Raw genomic sequence first — 19,273 nt, forward strand, 5'->3', positions numbered from 1 at the left:
AATCGGACCAATCCAGCCAATGTTGATGTGTCAGCTATGTCTCCGAACACCCGTCAGTGATCTGTCCGGGCTAAACACTTGACCGGGGCATCCAGTACGCCGCGGCTTCTCGGTTTCATCACGCCCCTCTCCGGAATACTGGATCGCCTGCATTCGCGGGCGATGACAGCGAGTGTGGCGCAAACGCTTGGCAGATAGGCGTGAGCGCATAAGTGCCTGCGTCGATCGGGCACGAACATTGCTTTTTCTTTGCCTGCAAATGAACTCTCAAGAAGAAGCAAAAGGCACAATGTTCAAACTGAAGGCTTTTATTCCGGCGCTGTTCGGCCTCGCGCTGGTCGCGGCGCCCGCGCATGCGGCGGGCAATCTCGTTGCAGTGCTCGAGGCGGAGATCGTCACGCTCGATCCGCATTTTTCCACGGCCTACATTTCGCGCACGTTTGGCTACATGGTGTTCGACACGCTCTTTGCGAAAGACTCCAAGGGCGACATCAAGCCGCAGATGGTGCAGGACTGGAAAGTCTCATCCGACGGATTGACCTATACGTTCACGCTGCGCGACGGCCTGAAATGGCATGACGGCCAGCCGGTCACGGCGGCCGATTGCATGGCGTCGCTGCGCCGCTGGGGCACCCGCAGCGCTCTCGGCCGTCGGATCTTCGCGATCACAGCCTCGCTCGAGCCGACGGATGCGAAAACCTTCGTGCTGACGCTGAAGGAGCCGTCCGGCCTCGTGATCGATGCGCTCGGCAATCCCGTCAGCCCCGTCGCCTTCATCATGCCCGAGCGCATCGCGAAAACACCCGGCGACCAGCGCATCACGGAGATCATTGGCTCCGGCCCGTTCGTCTACAGCAAGGCCGATCACCGCACCGGCGATCGTATGATCCTGAAGAAATTCGCCGACTATGTGCCGCGCCCCGAGCCCGCCGATTTCCTCGCCGGCGGCAAGCGCGTCGGCATCGACACGCTCGAGATCCGCGTCATCCCTGATGGTGCGACCGCCGCGTCCGCGCTGCAGGCCGGGGAGGTCGACTTCATGCAATATGCGCCGTTCGATCTGTTGCCGCAGCTGGAAAAGAATTCCCGCGTCAAGCTGGTCAATTTCACCGGCGGCAACATGTTCGCCGGCGCCTATCGTCTCAACGCCGCATCGAAGCCGTTTGATGATCCGGAAATTCGCCGCGTGCTGTGGAAGCTGGTCGACCAGCGCGAGGTGCTGGATGCGCTCGGGCTCGATGCCAAATACGCCGCTCCCTGCGCGACGTTCTTCACCTGCGGCACCACCTATGAGAGCAAGGCGGGCACGGAAGCGGCCGCGAAGACGTCGATTGAAGCCGCGAAAGCCGCGTTGAAGGCGACCAAATATGCCGGCGAGCCCGTGGTCGTCATGGAAGCCAACGACCTCGAAGCCCCGCGCGTCTCGGCGCAGGTGCTGGCTGAGCGGCTGAAGCAGGCCGGGTTCAACGTCGATCTCCAGGTGATGGACTGGGCGAGCGTGCTGGCGCGCCGCGCCAAGAGGGAGGGCTGGAGCGTCTATGGCGTCCACGCCGGCGGTTTTGATCTGGGCTCGCCGCTGACCAACGTCATGGTCGCCTTCAACTGCGCCGACTTCACCGGCTGGCAATGCGATGCGCGCATCACACCCTTGATGGAGGCCTTCGCCAAGGCGCCTGCCGAGGAGGATCGCAAGAAGATCGCCGGCGAGATTCAGAGCGTCATGTACGATCAGGCGCCCGCGATCCCGTGGGGCCAGTTCGCGCAGCCGGCGGCCTATCGCGCCACGCTGCGCGGTCTGATACCGTCCGCCATCCCGGTGTTCTGGAACGTTGAGAAGTAACGCGATGTACGATGTCATTGTTGTCGGCGGCGGCTCCGCCGGCGCCGCTGTTGCGGCACGGCTTTCCGAGGATCCCGCACGGCGTGTCCTGCTGCTCGAGGCGGGGCTGGACTGGCGCGCCGACGAGGCGCCCTGGGAGGTGATGACGCCAAATCCGATCCCGATCATCCACAAGCGTGAGTACCAGGAGAAATGGCAATGGCCTGATCTCCTGACGCGCCGGGTGGCCGGGCAGGAGCCGCGCTTCTACTGGCGCGGCAAGGGGCTTGGCGGCTCATCGATGATGAACGGCCAGATTGCCATCCGCGGCGTCGCCGACGCGTTCGACGAATGGGCAGCCAATGGCTGCACCGGCTGGTCGGCCAAGGACGTGATGCCGCTGTTCTCGGTGATCGAGGATGATTTGGAATTTGGTGACGCCCCGGGCCATGGAAGCGGCGGACCGCTGCCGGTCTATCGCGCTCCGCCCGAGAAGTGGGGCCCGATCGACCGCGGCCTCCGCGATGCGGCGCTGGCGAGCGGCTATCCCTGGTGCGCCGACCTCAACGGTCCTGATGGCGAGGGCGTCGCCTGCTATCCCATCAACAGCCGGGACAGCCGCCGCATCACGACCAACGAGGGTTATCTCGAGCCGGCGCGCGGCCGTGCCAATCTCGAGATTCGCGGGCACGCGCTGGTCGATCGCGTGCTGATCAGCGACGGCCGGGCGACCGGCCTTCGTGTTCACTTCGAAGGGCAGGGCACCCACGAGATCAGCGCGCGCCAGATCGTGCTCTGCGCCGGCGCCATCCACAGTCCGGCGATCCTGCTGCGTTCTGGCATCGGACCGGCGGATGAGCTGAAGGCGATGGGGATCGCGGTCGAGCGCGATCTGCCGGTCGGCCGCCACTTCTTCGACCACCCGTTGTTTCGCGTCACGGTCCAGCTCCACGAAAATCTGCGGCCGACCGATCCGGACACCCGCCACACCAATTGCTGCGTGACCTATTCCTCCGGCCTCGCCGATGGCGGCAAGCGCGACATGATCCTGATCGCGTTCAACCACCGCGGCATCGGCGTGCCTGGAGCGATCGGCGCCGGCCTGTTCAACGCCTATTCGCGCGGCACGCTCAAGCTGGCCTCGACCGATCCGGCGATCGATCCCATCGTCGAGGAGAACATGCTTGCCGATCCCCGCGACATGCTGCGCATGATGGACGCGGTGAAACGGCTGGCCGTGATCACCTCGCAGCCGGCGCTTTCAGGCATTGCCGATTGGATCAGGCTGACCGACACCGATCTGACGCTGCCGCAAGCTGCGGCCTTGCCGGATCACGAGCTCGATGCGCTGCTGCGCCGCGAGACCGGAGACATCCAGCATGCCGCCGGCAGTTGCCGCATGAGCGGCGTTAACGACGCTGACGGCGTGGTCAACCCTGATGGCACGGTGAAGGGCATAAGCGGCCTGCGCGTGGCCGACGCCTCGATCATGCCGTCCGACTGCCGCGCCAATACCCACTTCACGACGGTGGTGATCGGCGAGGCGATTGCGCGGATGATGATGCGTTAGCGCTAGAAGTGATAGTTCACGCCTGCCGTCACGGCGTGAATGCGATCCTTCAGGCTGAAGATGTTGACGGTCGTGCCGGCCCCATTGCTCAGCAACGCGCTGTGGTCGCCGAAGTCGTAATAGTCGTACTCGAAAACCGCGGACCAGTGCGGCGCGAACGCCCAGTCGACGCCGGTGCCGGCGGTCCAGCCGGTTCGGGTGCTGGCTCCGCTGGGATTGACGGGGACGCCACCAGCGGGCGTGAAGGCATCGTCAAGCTTTTCACGCGTCCAGGCGCCGCCGCCCCGGACGAACACCAGCCAGCGATCAGCGAACGCGTAGCCGAGCCGCGCGGTGGCCGAGGCCAGGAAGTCGTTGCTCATCGTGAACTGGCTGGGGACGACGACGCCGGTCACGAGGTTTCTGACGGTGCCGGCGTGCGAGTTGCGGAGGCTGCTCCAGGCAGCACGGCCTTCGGCACCCACGACCCATCTGGTCGCGAATTGATAGTCGCAGCCGACCTGTCCGCCCCCAACGAAGCCTGTTGAACTGAAGGAGACAGAGTTTCCAAGCGAGTTGGTGGTCCGGTCGTCGCTGACGACACCGCCGACGTGTGCGCCGACGTAGCAACCGGTCCAGGTGAAGGGGATAGGCGCGAGGGGAGGTGCCTTCACCGCCAGATCAGCCGCCAAGGCCGCGCTGGAAAATCCCAATGCCAAAAGCCCGCCCACCCAAGCGACCGCGAAACGCCCCATGTCAGTCCCCATTCCCGCCTGCGACAACTTGGCACATGTCTGCCAGAAATGCCGCTGCTCGGGAAAGTGCAATTCGCATGATGTGCACAATTTGGGGTAGAGCCGTGGCGCAAATGTCACGCTCGGATCCGATGCACGCGGCGAGCATGACGGCTCGTTGACGTCGATGCTGATTTTACCTGGTGCCATCGAAGGTGAACCACTTCACAGCGGTCACAGCGGGGTCGTGCTAGCATTCGACAGTGCTGGCTGACCCAGCACCATGGCCGGAGTTCGGCTCAAATTACGCCATGCCCGATAAGCGCTGGCGGTTCGCATTTTCAGACGCTGTTCCCGCAATGAAGGGAGGTCTGGCAATGAGCGACACTCCAAAACCCGTGCCCGCCGACGAGTCGGCTCAGGCGGACCTTGCAGAGTCTGAAGCTCCGGCGCCCGCATCCGGATTCGCCAAACGGCTGGAATCGTTCTTCGAGGTGATTCCATTTCTTGGCGGCGTTTTCATCGTGGTCCTCAGCGTGGAGCCGCTCCGCAATTTCATCTGGGACTCACGCCAGGTGATCATCCCGATCGTGGTGTTCGCCGCTGTCGTCATCCCGACGATCTTGCTGATGCCGATCGGGCAGCGATGGCTGAGAGAGAGCAAGGCGTCCACACGAGCGGGGCTCTTCATATTCTTCATGCTGGTGCTGGTGTCGATCGTGGCCATTGTTGCCTCGCTCGGCAAATTCTACCAGTACACGGTGCTGCGCGGCGTGTTCCTGGCCGTGGTGTGCCTGCTGCCCGGCGCAATGTGGTATCTCTTCGTCGGAACGCGCAAGGCGAGCCTGCTGAACGAATACCTGGTCAATCTCGATCGTCTGGGGCTGTTGCGCCAGGTGCGGAACGAGGATGCGGCGATCCGGGGACGTCGCGTTCAGGGGTATCTTCAGAAGTTCGAAGCCATCTATGGCGAGCTTGCGCCGAACGTCTATGCGGATGTGCTGAGCGGCCGTCTCGGCAAATATTCAAGGGCGGATACCGGCGGCGTGACGACACTCTCGACTGCGACGGTCCCGGTCTTGCTCGCCACGGTGCTGATTTCGCTCGGCTGGTTTGTCACGCTGCCGCCGTATCAGGCCGACGTTGTCTTCACCGTGAGTCCGGGCGTGCAGGCGCTGACGCCGTCGGGCACGCCGGTCCAGCTCGCGTTCCTCGGCGCCTATTTCTTCTCGCTCCAGATGCTGTTTCGCCGCTACGTCCTGGAGGATCTCGGTGGCAGCGCCTATGTCGCGGTGTCGCTGCGCATCATTCTGGCCGTCATCGGGATCTGGACCTTCACGGCTGTGTCTAGCGCGAACGACCATCTGCTTCTGCTCGCCGGCTTCGTCTTCGGCGTATTCCCGCGCGTGCTCTGGCAGGTCGTGGAGCAGATGTTCAAGAAGGCGGCGGGCCTCATCTTGCCGAGCATGGTCTCGCAATTGCCGATCAGCGATCTCGATGGTCTCACCGTCTGGCACGAGGTCAGGCTCGAGGAGGAGGACATCGAGAACGTCCCGAATATGGCGACTGCCGACATCGTCGAGCTCTTGCTCAACACGCGCCTTCCGCCGGAGCGGATCATCGACTGGACCGACCAGGCCATCCTCTACACGCAGCTTGGGCCGCAGCCCAAGCCGAAGGAAGGAGGCAGCGCACGCGAAAAGCTACGCACGCACGGTATCCGCACGGCGAGCTCGCTGCTGTGGGCTTCGTGGCAGGCGCGACTCCAGGGAAGGTCCGAGGAGTTCGATCGGATTTTGCAGGGGGCCGATGGCGCCAGCGCGATGCCGGCGCTGGAGGACTCGCTCCGCACCAATTCGAATCTCGATCTGATCGAGCAGTGGCGCGGCACCTGCGATGCCGCGCAGCGTCCCTCGGCGCAGCCGGGCGCGGAGCAACCGTCGCGCCTGCTCGAGCCGCGCGACGGAGAGTTCGACCCCGGTCGTGCGGCTGCCGCGGCCTAGATCAGGCCCACCAGCCTTAGCACCACACCCACGGCGCAGCTGCCGGCGAGCACGGTGAGCATGCCGAGCTTGAAGCGGAAGATCGCGGTCGCGGCCGCGATCGACAGCAGCAGCGCCGGGACGTCAACGCTCGTCAGCACCGGCCTGTCGAAGGACAGCGGGAAGGCGTGCACCGGCACGGTCTCGCGGAACAGCGTGTGCAGCGCGAACCAGATCGAGAGGTTAAGGATCACGCCGACGACGGCGGCGGTGATCGCGCTGAGTGCACCGGCGAGGCCCGTGTTACCGCGCAGGCGCTCGATATAGGGGGCGCCGACGAAGATCCAGAGGAAGCAGGGCGTGAACGTGACCCAGGTCGCAAGCAATCCGCCAAGCGTCGCTGCAAGCATCGGCGACAGGCCGCTTGGATCGCGATAGGCGGCCATGAAGCCAACGAACTGAAGCACCATGATCAACGGGCCGGGCGTGGTCTCGGCCATGCCGAGACCGTCGAGCATCTCGTGCGGCTTCAGCCAGTGATAATGCTCGACTGCCTGTTGCGCAACATATGCCAGCACCGCATAAGCGCCGCCGAACGTGACCAGCGCCATCTTCGAGAAGAACAGCGCGATCTGGCTGAACACGCTGGCTTGACCAAGAATCAAAAGCAGCGCGATCACCGGCACCAGCCAGAGCGCGAGCCAGAGCGCACCGACGCGGATCGCGCGCGCGGTGTTGGGGCGCACATGCTCGGGAACGGCTTCGCCGAGCATGCTGTCGATCACGGCGGTGCTGCCGCCGGGACCGTGAGCCGCCGGGGCAAACTCCGGACGGCCGGCCCGCGCGCCGACATATCCGATCACGCCGGCGGCGATGATGATGATCGGGAAGGGGACCGCGAAGAAGAAGATCGCGACGAAGGCGATTGCGGCGAGCCCAATCATGATGCGGTTCTTAAGCGCGCGCTTGCCGACGCGCACCACAGCCTCGAGGACGATGGTGAGCACGGCGGCCTTGAGCCCAAAGAACAGCGCCTCGACGAAGCTGACATTGCCGAAAGCCGCGTAGATGTAGCTGAGGCCCATGATCGCGATGATGCCGGGCAGGACGAAGAGCCCGCCCGCCATCAGCCCGCCGGCGGTGCGATGCATCAGCCAGCCGACATAGGTGGCCAGCTGCTGCGCCTCCGGTCCCGGCAAGAGCATGCAGTAGTTCAGCGCATGCAGGAATCGGCCTTCGGAGATCCAGTTCTTCTCCTCGACCAGGATGCGATGCATCACCGCGATCTGGCCCGCGGGGCCGCCGAAGCTCAGGCAGGCGACGCGGAGCCAGACACGGAAGGCTTCGCCGAAGCTGATGCCGTGACCGGCATCAGCTTCCGTTGGATTGGCGCGGGTGTCCATCACGCCTTCACCTTGTTGGTCGGCCAGTTGTGGGTCTCGGCCGTAGCGTCGCGGCACCAGCGGTAGAAGGCGTCGTAGAGCGTCATGCCGGCTTCGAGCTGCTCGAGATCGTCGTCGTACATCCGCGACAGCCCGAGCGAGGCCGCGAGCAGGCCGGGGGCTTCCGGCGCGAGGTCGGGCCGCGCGGTGTCTGCGCCACGGACCAGCGTGGCAAGCCGCAGCAGGGGCGGTGTTGCAATCCCGAACTCCTCGATCATCACGTCGAAGGTGCAGAGCTCGCCGCGGTGACTCCAGAACACGTTCTCGATGTCGAACGGCGCCGCGTTGAAACGCTCGCCCACGGCGACCACTTCAGAGGGCGCGACGAACAGGAACACCGCGTTGGGATCGACGAAGCGGCGGATCAACCAGGGGCAGGCGATGCGGTCGACCTTCGGCCGGGCCCGCGTCACCCAGACGGTGCGGCCCTTGGCGTCGCGCGGCGGCAGTTTTGCAGCATCGACCAGCGGCAGCTTTGCGTCCTTCCAGCCCTCGAAACCGCCTTCCAGCGTCTCAGCCTGGACCCCTAGCTGCCTGAGCCAGGCCGCCGTGCCCTGCGCGAGCTTTGCGCCGCGCAGGCAGGCGACGATGGCGGAGCGGCCGGAAAATTCGCCGCCCCAGTCCGGAACGTTGCTGTGGCTGAACTTGATCGAGCCGGGGATCAGTCGCGGGTCTGCGGCAAAATCCTCGTCCGTGCGCACGTCAATCAGGGCAGGGGCGTTCGCCGTGCCGATCAGCCGTGCCAATTTTTCAGATGATATCGTTGTGTAGGAAGACATGATGCGCCCTCGTAAGAACAAACGGGACGCGATACTTGGGCTTGTCGCCTCGTGGGGAGATCGCTCAATCCCCATGAGCGTCATTACAACGAAACCGCCCCGGGCTGTCAATCGGCTCGTTGACTTGATTTTGCCCGGACATTCCGCAGGTCTATATTGCGGGTCAACGGACCGGACCTTTCGGAGACTTTTCGATGCATTCCCATTCGACCGAGCAATGGACCCATGACCACGTCTTTCTGGGCGAGAAGCACGATGAGAACGAGCGGCGCACCTGGCTCGTGGTCGTCCTGACGCTGGTGATGATGGTCGGCGAGATCGTCGCCGGCTCGCTGTTCGGCTCGATGGCGCTGCTTGCCGACGGCTGGCACATGGGCACGCATGCGGCCGCGCTTGGCATTGCTGCTTTCGCCTACCGTTTCGCGCGCCGACACCTGGGGAATGCGCATTTCACCTTCGGCACGGGCAAGTTCGGCGACCTCGCCGCCTTCTCCAGCGCGATCATCCTGGGCCTGATCGCGGTCGAGATCGCCTATGAGAGCGTGCTGCGGCTGTTCACGCCGGTGCCGATCGTCTATGGCGAGGCCATCGCGGTCGCCGCCCTCGGCCTCTGCGTCAACCTCGCCAGCGCGTGGCTGCTGCGCGACAGCCATGATCACCATCATCACGGCCATGACCACGGCCATGACTACGGCCTTGGGCATGCGCATGATGATCACGACGATCACGGTCATCACCACCATCATCACGACAACAATCTTCGTGCGGCCTATGTCCACGTCATGGCCGATGCGGCGACCTCGGTGCTGGCGATCGCAGCGCTGGTGGTCGCGATGTATTCGGGATGGGTCTGGGCCGATCCGGCCGTCGGCCTGATCGGCAGCGCCGTGATCGCGAGCTGGGCGTTCGGCCTGGTCAAGTCATCAGGCGCGGTGCTTCTCGACGTGCGCGCCGACGAGAAGCTCGAACGCACCATCCGCGCCCGCATGGAGGTCGGAGAGGACCGCGTCACCGACCTGCATCTCTGGCAGGTCGGGCCCGGCCATTGCGCCGTGCTGGTCTCGGTGGTGTCGGACAAGCCGAAGCAGCCGGCCGTCTACAAGAAGCGGCTCGCTGGGCTGAAGGGCCTGAGCCACATCACGGTCGAGGTCGAGACCTGTCCGCATTGATGTGATCTGCCGAAACGGAATTCGGCGTCGCGGCCGGGGTTGATCCTCGGTCGCAGCCATACACGGCTCTGCAAGAGGGACCAAGGATGATGCCCAGGATCAAGTTTGCTCTCGCCGTTGCCGCGCTGGCTCTGTCCGGCCACGCGGCCGTTGCGCAGTCCGAGAAATCGGGCGTCGAAAAGCTCTACGTCCTCAATTGCGGGGAGGGCACCGCCGGGGACATCTCGCGCTGGACGCCCGGCCTGAACGAGGGCAAGTCGATGGATTTCGTCGACAGCTGCTATCTCATCAAGCACAGCAGCAAGGGCTGGTTCCTGTGGGACACCGGCATCGCCGATGCCGTCGCCGCCATGCCGAATGGCCTTGTCCCCGCCGATCCCAAGGCCGTCGCCTGGCGCCGGCCGAAGACGTTGGCCGCCCAGCTCGAACAGCTCGGCCTCAAGCCGGATGACGTCAAGGCGATGGCGGTGTCGCATACGCATCCCGACCACACCGGCAATGTCGAGCTGTTCCCGCAGGCCATGCTCTACGTGCAGAAGGCCGAATATGACTGGCCCGGCGCCAACAACGAACCGCGCTTCAAGCCCTCGCATCCGGTCGAGTTGCTCGCGGGTGACAAGGACGTGTTCGGCGACGGCAGCCTGACCATCCTGTCGACGCCCGGCCACACGCCGGGACACCAGTCGCTGCTGGTGAAACTGCCGAAAACCGGCGCGGTGGTGCTGTCGGGCGACGCCGTCCACTTCAAGGACAATTGGGACAACCGCCGCGTCCCCAGCATGAACGCCAACAAGGACCAGAGCGCGGCGTCGATGCAGAAGATCGCCGACACGCTGACCAAGGAGAAGGCGCAGCTCTGGATCAACCACGACAAGGCCCAGCGCGACAGCCAGAAGATGGCGCCTGAGTTTTACGACTAGCGTTTGCGCCGAGGCTGCTGCCATGACGCTGGCAGCAGCAGCGTGCTACGGCCCAGGAAAGCTCCGCGACAGGAGATGATCGTGGGAGAGTGGGCCGGGGTTGCGATCGCGCTGGCGTCGAGCAGCCTCGGCGGCACCGCCGCGGCGATCACCCGCTATCTCGTCGGCGGCGCCGATCCGGTTCTGCTGGCGATCCTGCGCTGGGGGATCGGCTTTCTCTGCCTGTTGCCTTGCGCGCTGCTGCTTGGCGTGCGCTGGCCGCAGCGGCCCGACTGGCCGGCGGTGGCCCTGCTCGGCACCTGCTTCTTCGGCCTGTTCTTCATCCTCTACAATATCGCGGTGTCCTACACGACCGCTGCGCGCGCCAGTCTCGCGCTGGCGACGCTGCCGCTCCACACCATGGTGGTCGGTGCGATCCTCGGCGTCGAGCGGCTCACGGCGCGCAAGATCATCGGCGTCGGCATCGCCGTGCTCGGTGTGACAGCCGCGCTGGCAGCGGGGCTCGCCCAGAGCCCGCCCGGCGCCTGGCGCGGCGAGTTGATCATGACCGGTGCCGTGTTCTGCATGGCGTTCTACAACGTGCTGTCGCGCCCGCTGATGCAGCGCTCAAGCGCATTGGGTTTTCTCACCGTCGGCATGGGCGCGGGCGCCGGCGTGCTGGCGCTGGCGGGGTTCGTGAAGGGTAGCTTTGCGGCGCTCGATCATTTCACGACGGCGCAGTGGATCGCCGGCATCTATCTCGGCATCGGCGGCGGCGCGCTCGCCTTCATCCTCTGGGTGATGGCGCTGGCGCGGGCGACGCCGACCCGCGTTGCCAATACCATGACGGTCAATCCGATTGCCGCGACCTTGCTTGCGGCGCTGCTCATCGGCGAGTCGATCACCGCAAACCTTCTGATCGGGCTGGTTGCTGTGTTCGCCGGCATCTGGATCGCGACCAGCCAGGCGAAGCCGGCCTAGTTGCGCGGCGCCGTGACCGGGGGCGGGCTGGCGTCCGGTGTCTTCTTCGGCTTGAGCGTGCCGGCGTAGAACGAGAGCAGCCAGACCAGGATGATGGCGAGGAGATAGACGCCCCAGGCCTGTGGCGGCGTGGTTGCCCAGCGCAGCAGGCCTTTGAAGGTGCGGGGCGGGCTGTTGTCTTCGCTCATGGCCCGCTTGTGCGCGAAAGGGGCTGCGCGGTCAATCCGGGCGCCGTTCGGCGCGGATCAGGAACAGCGCGGCCAGCGCCGAGAGGCTGAGCGCGGAGGAGACCAACAGCACCTTGGCGCCCATGACGTCGATGAGCAGGCCGAAGGCCAGCGGCGCCACGGCCTGCGCCATCCGTGCCGGCGCGCCGATGATGCCGAGGCGGTAGCCGAAATCCTTCGGACCGAAGATCGACAGCGGCAGCGTGCCGCGCGCGATCGTGAGAATGCCGTTGCCCGAGCCGTGGAGCAGCGCAAACGCGGTTGCGGCGGGCGCGCCGAAGATGGCGACGACGGCGGCGCCGAGGGGGTGGGTGACGCAGGCAAGGCGCGTCGACCACAGCGGATGGAAGCGGCTCAGAAAGCCCGCTTCGAGAATGCGCGCGGCCACCTGTGCCGGGCCGATCAGCGCGCCGGCCGCGATGGCCTCGACATGCGTCGCGCCTGTGGCCTCCAGCAGGCGCGGGAAATGGACGGCCATCGCGCCGGTGACGGTCCAGACCGCCGCGAAGACGAAGGCGAGCAGCACCATGGTTCGGTCGAGCGGCAAATGCGGCTTCTCGGCCGTCGCCGCGGCCTGCCCGGCGCCCTTGATCGCCGGCAGCATGAAGAAGTTCAGGGGCAGGCCGATCAGGAGATTGGCGGCCGCCCAGGCGAAACAGGTCTCCCGCCAGCCGATATGGGACAGGCCCCAGGCGGTGAGGGGCCAGCCGACGGTAGAGGCGAAGCCTGCCATCAGCGTGATGCCGGTGATAGGCCTGCGCGCCTCGGTGCCGTAGATGCGGCTGAGCGCGGCGAAGGCGGCGTCATAGAGCCCCATCGCCATGCCGATGCCGAGCACGAGCCAGGCGAACGCCATCACCGCCAATGAGTGCGAGAGGCCGAGCAGGACGAGACCGGCGGCCATCGTCAGGTTCGAGACCGACAGCACCTGCCGGCCTCCGAACAGATCGATCTGCCGCCCGATGCGAGGGCCGAGCATCGCCGAGATCACGAGCGAGGCCGAGAACGCGCCAAAGATCCAGTTGGAGGAGACGCCGAGGTCGCGCGCCATGGGATCGGCGAGCAGCGCCGGCAGGTAATAGCTGGAAGCCCAGGCCAGGGTCTGCGTGGTGCCGAGCGCCAGGATGATCGGAAGCTGGCGCTGGCTCATCTCGGTGCGATTCTGGTCTCGGTGTGCGGCGGTGTCATCGGTTGCATTTGCGGCCCGCGGCGAGAGTGCGTCAACAGCGTCCGCGACATATTCGATCTGCTGCGGACGGGAGCCTTGGTTGCGCACGGTTCGCGCGTGGCCTTTCGCTCGTCACGAATGCACGCCATAATGGCGCATGCAATTGACCTCGCGCCTCGCGCTGATGAACTGGCTGACCGGCCAAGGGCTGACGGGCTTGCCCGAAAACGAGCTGCTCCGCGGCTTCTGCGAGCGCTGCCGCGCCGAAGGGCTGGAACTCTCGCGCGGGCTCGTCGTGATCGACACGCTGCATCCGATCTATGAGGGCCGCGGCTTCCGCTGGAGCGATCGTCCCAGCAACGAGAGCGACGCGTTCGAATACGGCTCGACCGCCGAAGGCGACGCCGCCAGGAGCTGGCGCCGCTCGGTGTTCTTCCACATGCTCGAGCACGGCAACGACGAGATGGTGATTGATCTCGCCGACGCGCCCTCGATGGATTTCTCGCAGATCGGCGAGCTCGCGGAAAAAGGCCACAAGCACTATCTCGCCTTCGTGCATCGCTTCGGCGAGAACGGCGCGCTCGGCCTGATGGATTGCCTCTATTCCTGCTGGACCACGCGCCGCGACAGCGGCTTCTCCGAACCCGAGCTCGAAGCTCTGCGCGATCTCGTGCCGGTGCTGGGGCTCGCGATCAAGTCGGCGCAGCAGGTCGACATCGCGCGAACCCTCGGCCGCGTCTATCTCGGTCGCGATGCCTCCGCGCAGGTGCTGGGCGGGCGCATCACGCGCGGCGTCACCGAGCGCATCAATGCCGTGCTGTGGTATTCGGATTTGCGCGGCTCGACCGGGATCAGCGAGAGCATCGGCCCCGACGAGATCATCCCGTTCCTCAACGACTATGCGCAGGCCGTGATCGACGCGATCCACGATGCCGGCGGCGACGTGCTGAAGCTGATCGGCGATGGCGTGCTCGCGATGTTCTGGGGAGAGGACATGTCGGATGCGCGACGCGCTGCGCTGCGCGCCGAGCATCTGTTCCGCAAGAACGTCGCTGCGCTGAACAAGCGGCGGGAGGCCGATGGCCGTCCCACGACGTCGGCCTATATCGGCCTGCATGTCGGCGAGGTCTTTTACGGCAATATCGGCAGCGCGGACCGGCTCGACTTCACCGTCGTCGGCCCCACCGTCAACGAGGTCAGTCGCATCGCCTCGATGAGCCGCTCGGTCGACCGCGAGCTGCTGGCCTCGGCCGAGTTCTACAAGGGCCTGGACGCCACTGGCCGCCGCTACCTCGTCTCCACCGGCCGCTACGCGCTGCGTGGCATCGGCCGCGCGCAGGACCTCTACACGCTCGATCCCGAGGTCGATACGAGCGAGCCGGTGACCGGGAGCTACGAGCGGTATCTGGCGAATTAGCGGCGGATCGTAGGGGCCGAGACATTGGGCGTTTTCGTTCGATCCTTGGCGGGCCATTGTTCGGAAAGCGGCGGCATCGAAGTCTCCTTGCCGGTCATGCGCTCAACGGCGACGGCGTAGACGGTGATGATGTCGAGCCGCGGGAAGAACCCCTTCGGTCGCGTCGTATCCGGCTTGCCGTATTTGGCCATCAACGTTTCGCAGAACCGCTGCTTGATGCCCGTGTCGCCCACGACCCGGATGCGGCCGAACAGGCATATGCTTCGATAGGCGAGACCGGAATCGCATTCGAACCGGCCATAGTCGAAGACACCTTCGTGCTCATCGATCTCGATGCAGACGCGGGGATCTCGCTCGATGTTTGCGCGCAGATGTCCCCGGGCGGCCGTCGTGTGCAGATACACCTCACCGTCGAGCCAGAGATAGAGGAGCGGGATACAGTAGGGAAACCCGTCCTCGCTGACTGTCGCAAGATGGCCAGCATATCCGCGTGCCAGCATCTCCAGGATCCGCTCCTGCGACATGGCGCGGTCCTCGCGACGGATTTGCGGTGAACTCATGGTGCAAGACGCTCCGCGCCGCCATCCGAATGAGCGGACATTTCAGGTTTCCTTGTTATCCGAAACAGGATAGAAAAATAGTGGTCTTGAGCAAAGGTCCACTCGGACCTATTGCGGCATACCACTTCTCGACGTGCGGCTCACCTGTCGGACGAGGACCCGTGAAGAGCAGGCAGAGCTGGGCAGAACTCTATTCCTTCAGCGTCGACCGTACGGCGGAGGCGCCGGTATTCCGCCAGATCTACCTCGAGCTACGATCGGCAATTCTGTCCGGAGCGCTTCGTCCGGCGGCCAAGTTGCGCTCGACGCGCGACCTTGCGGCGCAGCTCGGCGTCTCGCGTACCGCAGTTGTTTCGGCTTTCGAGCAGCTGCTAGCCGAAGGTTATGCCTTCGGCAGGACGGGGGCGGGGACTTACGTTGCGTCCGATCTGCCTGAACCGTTTGCCGCGCCTCATGGCCGCAAGACAAGGGCGGCACCGGCCGCGGCAGGCGCGGCCTCCTTTCACGGCCTCGGCGATTTCGTCGATGTGACGACGCAAAATGACGAGCGTCCCTTCAACCTGGGTCGCACGCTGTTGGATGCACGTAGCGCCGAATTGTGGCGCAAACTCACGGCGCGCACGCTGCGATCGTTTGAGCGACATCATCTCGGCTATGGCGATCCGCGTGGCTTGCTGGAGCTGCGCAAGTCGGTTTGCGACTATCTTCGGGCCGCACGCGGCGTGCGCTGCGAGGTCGACCAGATCGTGATCACCGCCGGCACGCAGCAAGCCGTGGACATCGTCGCACGTGTCATGCCCGGGCCGGACAAGGAGGTCTGGATCGAAGACCCCGGCTATACCCTGACCCGCCTTACGCTCGCTGCGTCAGGCGCGAAGGTTTGCGCCATCCCGGTTGACCAGCACGGCGTCAACGTCACGGAAGGGATCCGCCGCGCCCCGAAGGCGCGCGCAGTTTTCATAACGGCCTCGCACCAGTTTCCGACAGGCGTTCCCCTGTCGATGGCGCGCCGCCTCGAACTTCTCGCCTGGGCCCGCGAGTCCGGCGCCTGGATCATCGAGGACGATTACGCCAGCGAATTCCGCTACGGCGGCCGTCCCCTCGCTTCGCTTCAGGGCCTGGATGAGGCCGGCCGTGTCATTTACGTCGGAACTCTCAACAAGGCGCTCTTCCCCGGATTGAGGCTTGGCTACGCCGTGCTACCACACCCGCTGGTGCGGAATTTCGTTGCCGCGCGCTATCTGATCGACCGTCAACCGTCGAGCCTCTGCCAGTCCGTTGCTGCGGCCTTCATGGAAGAGGGGCATTTCGCAGCCCACATCCGCAGAATGCGGGAAGTGTACCGCCGCCAGCGCGATACCCTCGTTGCCGCACTGAGGCGGCGCCTGGGCGACCATTTGTCGGTCGAGCCGCCGGACCAGGGCATGCACCTGGTTGCCTACACGCGACGGGGACTTTCCGACGTGAAGATCGAACGGGCCGCTCGCGAGCACGGCGTCACCGTTCGCGCGATGAGCCGCCACTATATCGAGGCGCCGGCGCAGTCGGCGCTGATGCTGGGCTTTAGCGGCTACCCGCAGCAGACCATTGCGCCGGCGGTCGCCCGACTGGCGCGGGCCATCGCCGCTGATTGCGTACCGGACTAGCACCGCGCTGGCACTTCATCCCCCACCATGGCCGGCTGCCGGTCCAGCGCCACTGCAGGCGACAGCCAGATCACCAGCGCCTGCACGCCGAACACGGCGGCTGCGAGATACAGGCAGGCCTCCGCGCTCCAGAGGCCGCCGACGATCGCGCCAAGCGCCGAGCCGAGCGGGCGGGCGCCGTAGCTCATGATGTTGATGGCGGAGACGCGTCCGAGCAGGCGCGGCGGCGTCACGGACTGGCGCAGGGTCGTGGTCGAAATCACCCACAGGATCGGCCCGACGCCGAGCAGGAAGAAGCTCAAGGCCGCGAGCCAGGGCGAGGGGACCAGCACCGTCAGCGCCATCACCACTGCGGCGACGAAACCCGTGACCGGGCCAAGGCCGACCACCGTGCCGAAGGCGATGCGCTTCATCACGCGCGTGGCGAACAGTGCGCCGATCACCATGCCGACGCCGTACATCGTCAGCACGGTGCCGACGCCTGCGGCGGTCAGGCCGAGATGGCGTACCGCATAGGGCACGAACACGGCGATCTGGAGGAACCAGCCGGTGTTGAAGATGAACTGGGTGATGAACACCGGCCGCAGCAGCGGATGGTGGAACACGAAGGCCGCGCCCTCGCGGATGTCCTGGAACGGATGGCGCCGCGGCGAGGGCGTCCGGGTGGGCTCGTAGATCCCGGAGAGCAGCACGACGGCGATGGCCGAGAGCGCCGCGGCGAAGCCGAAGGCCGGGCTCGCGCCCCACCAGCCGACCAGCGCGCCGCCGAGCGCAGGCCCGCTTGCAAAGGCGATGGTGCGGGCGAGCTCGATGCGGGCATTTGCCGACGGCAACAGCTCCGCGCTCACCAGCGAGGGCACCAGGGCCGGCGCTGCCACGCTGTAGACGACCGTGCCGCATACGGCGGCAAAGCCGAGCAGAGCCAGCAGCGGCAAATTGAGCGCGCCGAGTGTGAGCAGCAGCACGATGGCCGCCAGCGCGACCGCGCGCAGCGCTTCGGCACCCGCCATCAGCGAGCGGCGGGAGATGCGGTCGGCGAGCAGGCCGGCCGGAATGGCGAACAGGACGAAGGGCAGGGTGAGGGCGGTCTGGAGCAGGCCGGTCTGGCCTTCCGCAACACCCAGCGTGAGCACGGCGACGATCGGGGCCGCGGCCAGCGCGATCTGCTCGGCCGATTGCGCCGCCAGGTTGGACCAGGCGAGGCGGTTGAAGGTGTCGGGGAGGCGAAGCGGGTTTGACATGGCGCATTTCCTGCAAAGTCGTGTTGGCGCCAGTATCCGCCCCCGAGGACGGCCAAACCCACCCGCTTCCCGACAGGGAGGCGGATAACCGCCGCGTCGGGACCTCATCGGCTAGATGCAGTTGCAAATGAGTTGCAATAAGCTTCGACTTCGGTATTCTGCTGATATGGATGCCCGCTCCCCCGATTTGACCCAAGATGCCGCCGGCTGGCGCACTGATGCGCCTGCTACCAAGAGCCTCGCCGAGGTGAACGCCACGATCGCCGTCCCCACGGCGGGGGTGTGGTGGCGGCGGTTGCTTGCCTTTGTCGGGCCCGGCTACCTGGTCTCGGTCGGCTACATGGACCCCGGCAACTGGGCGACCGACCTCGCCGGAGGGTCGAAGTTCGGCTACACGCTACTTTCGGTCATCCTGCTCTCGAATTTGATGGCGATCCTGCTCCAGTCGCTGGCGGCTCGGCTCGGCATCGTCACCGACCGCGACCTCGCGCAGGCCTGCCGCGCGACCTATTCGCCGGCGGTGAACTTCCTGCTCTGGCTCGCCTGCGAGGCGGCGATCATCGCCTGCGATCTCGCCGAGGTCATCGGCACAGCGATCGCGCTCAAACTGCTGTTCGGCATTCCGCTGATCGGCGGCGCGCTGCTGGCTGCGCTCGATGCGTTCCTGCTGCTGCTCCTGATGAACCGCGGCTTTCGCTTCCTCGAAGCGTTCGTCATCGCGATGCTTGTCGTGATCGCGGTCTGCTTCCTGGTCCAGATCGTGGCCGCGGCGCCGCCGGTGGCGGAAGTCCTGCACGGCTTCATGCCGAAGACCGAGATCTTCACAAATCCGGAAATGCTCTACATCGCGATCGGCATCATCGGCGCGACCGTGATGCCGCATAATCTCTATCTGCACTCCTCGATCGTGCAGACGCGCGCCTATGAGCGCAACGACACCGGCCGGCGCGAGGCGATCAAATGGGCGACGACGGATTCGACCATCGCCCTGATGCTGGCACTGTTCATCAATGCAGCGATCCTTGTCGTGGCAGCCGCGACCTTCCACAAGAGCGGCCATTCCGACGTCGCCGAGATCGGCCAGGCCTTCGAGTTGTTGTCGCCGCTGCTCGGCCTCGGTATCGCCTCGACGCTGTTTGCGATTGCGCTGCTCGCCTCGGGCCTGAACTCGACGGTGACAGCGACGCTCGCCGGCCAGATCGTGATGGAAGGGTTTCTCGACCTGCGCCTGCCGAGCTGGGCGCGCCGCCTCTTGACGCGCGGCATCGCCATCGTCCCGGTGATCGTCGTCACCGCGATCTATGGCGAGCGCGGCACGGCGGATCTGCTGGTGTTCAGCCAGGTCGTGCTGTCGATGCAGCTGCCCTTTGCGGTGATCCCGCTGGTCCGCTTCGTCTCGGATCGGCGCAAGATGGGGAAGTTCGCGATACCCACGTCAGTCGCGGCGCTCGCGTGGATCGTCGCGGGCGTGATCGTGGTTTTGAACGTGAAGTTGTTGGTGGATACACTGTTCGGGTGAGTGTTCGCCCAACACACCGCCGTCGTGGGGGGGGGGGGGGGGGGGGGCGCCCGCGCGGGGGGGGGGGGGGGGTGGGTTGGGCCGCCCCCCCGGGAGGGGGAGAGCCCGGCGAGCACCCGCGGGCGCCGCGGGGGAAACAAG

General features: G+C 65.7%; 16 protein-coding genes. 9 read left to right on the top strand and 7 right to left on the bottom strand.

Annotation, left to right across the window (positions count from 1 at the left end):
- The first annotated feature begins 289 nt into the window (after positions 1-289).
- Together AC0L3X_RS32255 and AC0L3X_RS32260 are read left to right on the top strand one after the other, a co-directional pair.
- A complete protein-coding gene (locus AC0L3X_RS32255; protein ID WP_283016763.1) occupies positions 290-1,840 on the top strand; it encodes an ABC transporter substrate-binding protein in 1,551 nt (516 codons plus the stop codon).
- Positions 1,841-1,844: 4 nt separating this feature from the next.
- Positions 1,845-3,389: a GMC family oxidoreductase gene (locus AC0L3X_RS32260; RefSeq protein WP_283016762.1), complete on the top strand. Its 1,545-nt coding sequence runs from the start codon at positions 1,845-1,847 to the stop codon at positions 3,387-3,389.
- 2 nt (positions 3,390-3,391) lie between these two features.
- Here AC0L3X_RS32260 and AC0L3X_RS32265 read toward each other — a convergent pair whose 3' ends face one another.
- A complete protein-coding gene (locus AC0L3X_RS32265; protein WP_283016761.1) occupies positions 3,392-4,123 on the bottom strand; it encodes an outer membrane protein in 732 nt (243 codons plus the stop codon).
- Between the two features lie 356 nt (positions 4,124-4,479).
- Here AC0L3X_RS32265 and AC0L3X_RS32270 point away from each other — a divergent pair, with 356 nt between their 5' ends.
- Positions 4,480-6,105: a hypothetical protein gene (locus tag AC0L3X_RS32270; protein WP_283016760.1), complete on the top strand. Its 1,626-nt coding sequence runs from the start codon at positions 4,480-4,482 to the stop codon at positions 6,103-6,105.
- Here the strand turns inward: AC0L3X_RS32270 and chrA are convergent.
- Positions 6,102-7,487, bottom strand: a complete 1,386-nt coding sequence (gene chrA / locus AC0L3X_RS32275; RefSeq protein WP_283016759.1) for a chromate efflux transporter — start codon at positions 7,485-7,487, stop codon at positions 6,102-6,104. The genes AC0L3X_RS32270 and chrA overlap by 4 nt on opposite strands.
- Positions 7,487-8,305 (bottom strand): chromate resistance protein ChrB domain-containing protein, encoded by an 819-nt coding sequence (locus tag AC0L3X_RS32280; RefSeq protein ID WP_283016758.1) that lies wholly within the window; start codon positions 8,303-8,305, stop codon positions 7,487-7,489. Before AC0L3X_RS32280 ends, chrA begins: the two co-directional genes overlap by 1 nt.
- Before the next feature lie 194 nt (positions 8,306-8,499).
- On the opposite strand from AC0L3X_RS32280, the gene dmeF reads away from it, so the two are divergent.
- The 3 genes from dmeF (at position 8,500) to AC0L3X_RS32295 (ending at position 11,354) form a co-directional block, all read left to right on the top strand.
- Positions 8,500-9,474 carry a CDF family Co(II)/Ni(II) efflux transporter DmeF gene (gene dmeF / locus AC0L3X_RS32285; RefSeq protein ID WP_283016757.1) on the top strand — a complete coding sequence of 325 codons (975 nt, stop codon included), beginning with the start codon at positions 8,500-8,502 and terminating at the stop codon, positions 9,472-9,474.
- Positions 9,475-9,560: 86 nt separating this feature from the next.
- Positions 9,561-10,394, top strand: a complete 834-nt coding sequence (locus AC0L3X_RS32290) for an N-acyl homoserine lactonase family protein (RefSeq protein ID WP_283016756.1) — start codon at positions 9,561-9,563, stop codon at positions 10,392-10,394.
- Positions 10,395-10,475: 81 nt separating this feature from the next.
- Positions 10,476-11,354, top strand: coding sequence for a DMT family transporter (locus tag AC0L3X_RS32295; protein ID WP_354132553.1), 879 nt, complete (start codon positions 10,476-10,478; stop codon positions 11,352-11,354).
- Here the strand turns inward: AC0L3X_RS32295 and AC0L3X_RS32300 are convergent.
- Both AC0L3X_RS32300 and AC0L3X_RS32305 read right to left on the bottom strand, forming a co-directional pair.
- Complete coding sequence (locus AC0L3X_RS32300) at positions 11,351-11,542, bottom strand: hypothetical protein (protein ID WP_071913207.1); 192 nt, start codon at positions 11,540-11,542, stop codon at positions 11,351-11,353. The two genes, AC0L3X_RS32295 and AC0L3X_RS32300, sit on opposite strands and share 4 nt — an antisense overlap.
- A gap of 31 nt (positions 11,543-11,573) precedes the next feature.
- Positions 11,574-12,731, bottom strand: a complete 1,158-nt coding sequence (locus AC0L3X_RS32305; protein WP_283018885.1) for an MFS transporter — start codon at positions 12,729-12,731, stop codon at positions 11,574-11,576.
- 175 nt (positions 12,732-12,906) lie between these two features.
- On the opposite strand from AC0L3X_RS32305, the gene AC0L3X_RS32310 reads away from it, so the two are divergent.
- Positions 12,907-14,166, top strand: a complete 1,260-nt coding sequence (locus tag AC0L3X_RS32310; RefSeq protein WP_063982846.1) for an adenylate/guanylate cyclase domain-containing protein — start codon at positions 12,907-12,909, stop codon at positions 14,164-14,166.
- Here the strand turns inward: AC0L3X_RS32310 and AC0L3X_RS32315 are convergent.
- Positions 14,163-14,726, bottom strand: a complete 564-nt coding sequence (locus AC0L3X_RS32315) for a pyridoxamine 5'-phosphate oxidase family protein (RefSeq protein WP_282525117.1) — start codon at positions 14,724-14,726, stop codon at positions 14,163-14,165. The two genes, AC0L3X_RS32310 and AC0L3X_RS32315, sit on opposite strands and share 4 nt — an antisense overlap.
- Positions 14,727-14,887: 161 nt before the next feature.
- Between AC0L3X_RS32315 and pdxR the strand changes: the two genes are divergently transcribed.
- Positions 14,888-16,372 (top strand): MocR-like pyridoxine biosynthesis transcription factor PdxR, encoded by a 1,485-nt coding sequence (gene pdxR, locus AC0L3X_RS32320; RefSeq protein ID WP_283016754.1) that lies wholly within the window; start codon positions 14,888-14,890, stop codon positions 16,370-16,372.
- Here pdxR and AC0L3X_RS32325 read toward each other — a convergent pair.
- Positions 16,369-17,613: an MFS transporter gene (locus AC0L3X_RS32325; RefSeq protein ID WP_135215699.1), complete on the bottom strand. Its 1,245-nt coding sequence runs from the start codon at positions 17,611-17,613 to the stop codon at positions 16,369-16,371. The genes pdxR and AC0L3X_RS32325 overlap by 4 nt on opposite strands.
- Before the next feature lie 166 nt (positions 17,614-17,779).
- Between AC0L3X_RS32325 and AC0L3X_RS32330 the strand changes: the two genes are divergently transcribed.
- Positions 17,780-19,132 carry an Nramp family divalent metal transporter gene (locus AC0L3X_RS32330; protein WP_283016753.1) on the top strand — a complete coding sequence of 451 codons (1,353 nt, stop codon included), beginning with the start codon at positions 17,780-17,782 and terminating at the stop codon, positions 19,130-19,132.
- Positions 19,133-19,273 lie beyond the last annotated feature (141 nt).

Source organism: Bradyrhizobium sp. MI1.7, assembly GCF_055811795.1.

What these genes read in the sequence shown, in the direction of transcription:
- AC0L3X_RS32255 (WP_283016763.1), top strand. Translation starts at nt 290, where the DNA reads ATGTTCAAACTGAAGGCTTTTATTCCGGCGCTGTTCGGCCTCGCGCTG.
- AC0L3X_RS32260 (WP_283016762.1), top strand. Translation starts at nt 1,845, where the DNA reads ATGTACGATGTCATTGTTGTCGGCGGCGGCTCCGCCGGCGCCGCTGTT.
- AC0L3X_RS32265 (WP_283016761.1), bottom strand. Translation starts at nt 4,123, where the DNA reads ATGGGGCGTTTCGCGGTCGCTTGGGTGGGCGGGCTTTTGGCATTGGGA.
- AC0L3X_RS32270 (WP_283016760.1), top strand. Translation starts at nt 4,480, where the DNA reads ATGAGCGACACTCCAAAACCCGTGCCCGCCGACGAGTCGGCTCAGGCG.
- chrA (WP_283016759.1), bottom strand. Translation starts at nt 7,487, where the DNA reads ATGGACACCCGCGCCAATCCAACGGAAGCTGATGCCGGTCACGGCATC.
- AC0L3X_RS32280 (WP_283016758.1), bottom strand. Translation starts at nt 8,305, where the DNA reads ATGTCTTCCTACACAACGATATCATCTGAAAAATTGGCACGGCTGATC.
- dmeF (WP_283016757.1), top strand. Translation starts at nt 8,500, where the DNA reads ATGCATTCCCATTCGACCGAGCAATGGACCCATGACCACGTCTTTCTG.
- AC0L3X_RS32290 (WP_283016756.1), top strand. Translation starts at nt 9,561, where the DNA reads ATGATGCCCAGGATCAAGTTTGCTCTCGCCGTTGCCGCGCTGGCTCTG.
- AC0L3X_RS32300 (WP_071913207.1), bottom strand. Translation starts at nt 11,542, where the DNA reads ATGAGCGAAGACAACAGCCCGCCCCGCACCTTCAAAGGCCTGCTGCGC.
- AC0L3X_RS32305 (WP_283018885.1), bottom strand. Translation starts at nt 12,731, where the DNA reads ATGAGCCAGCGCCAGCTTCCGATCATCCTGGCGCTCGGCACCACGCAG.
- AC0L3X_RS32310 (WP_063982846.1), top strand. Translation starts at nt 12,907, where the DNA reads ATGCAATTGACCTCGCGCCTCGCGCTGATGAACTGGCTGACCGGCCAA.
- AC0L3X_RS32315 (WP_282525117.1), bottom strand. Translation starts at nt 14,726, where the DNA reads ATGAGTTCACCGCAAATCCGTCGCGAGGACCGCGCCATGTCGCAGGAG.
- AC0L3X_RS32325 (WP_135215699.1), bottom strand. Translation starts at nt 17,613, where the DNA reads ATGTCAAACCCGCTTCGCCTCCCCGACACCTTCAACCGCCTCGCCTGG.
- AC0L3X_RS32330 (WP_283016753.1), top strand. Translation starts at nt 17,780, where the DNA reads ATGGATGCCCGCTCCCCCGATTTGACCCAAGATGCCGCCGGCTGGCGC.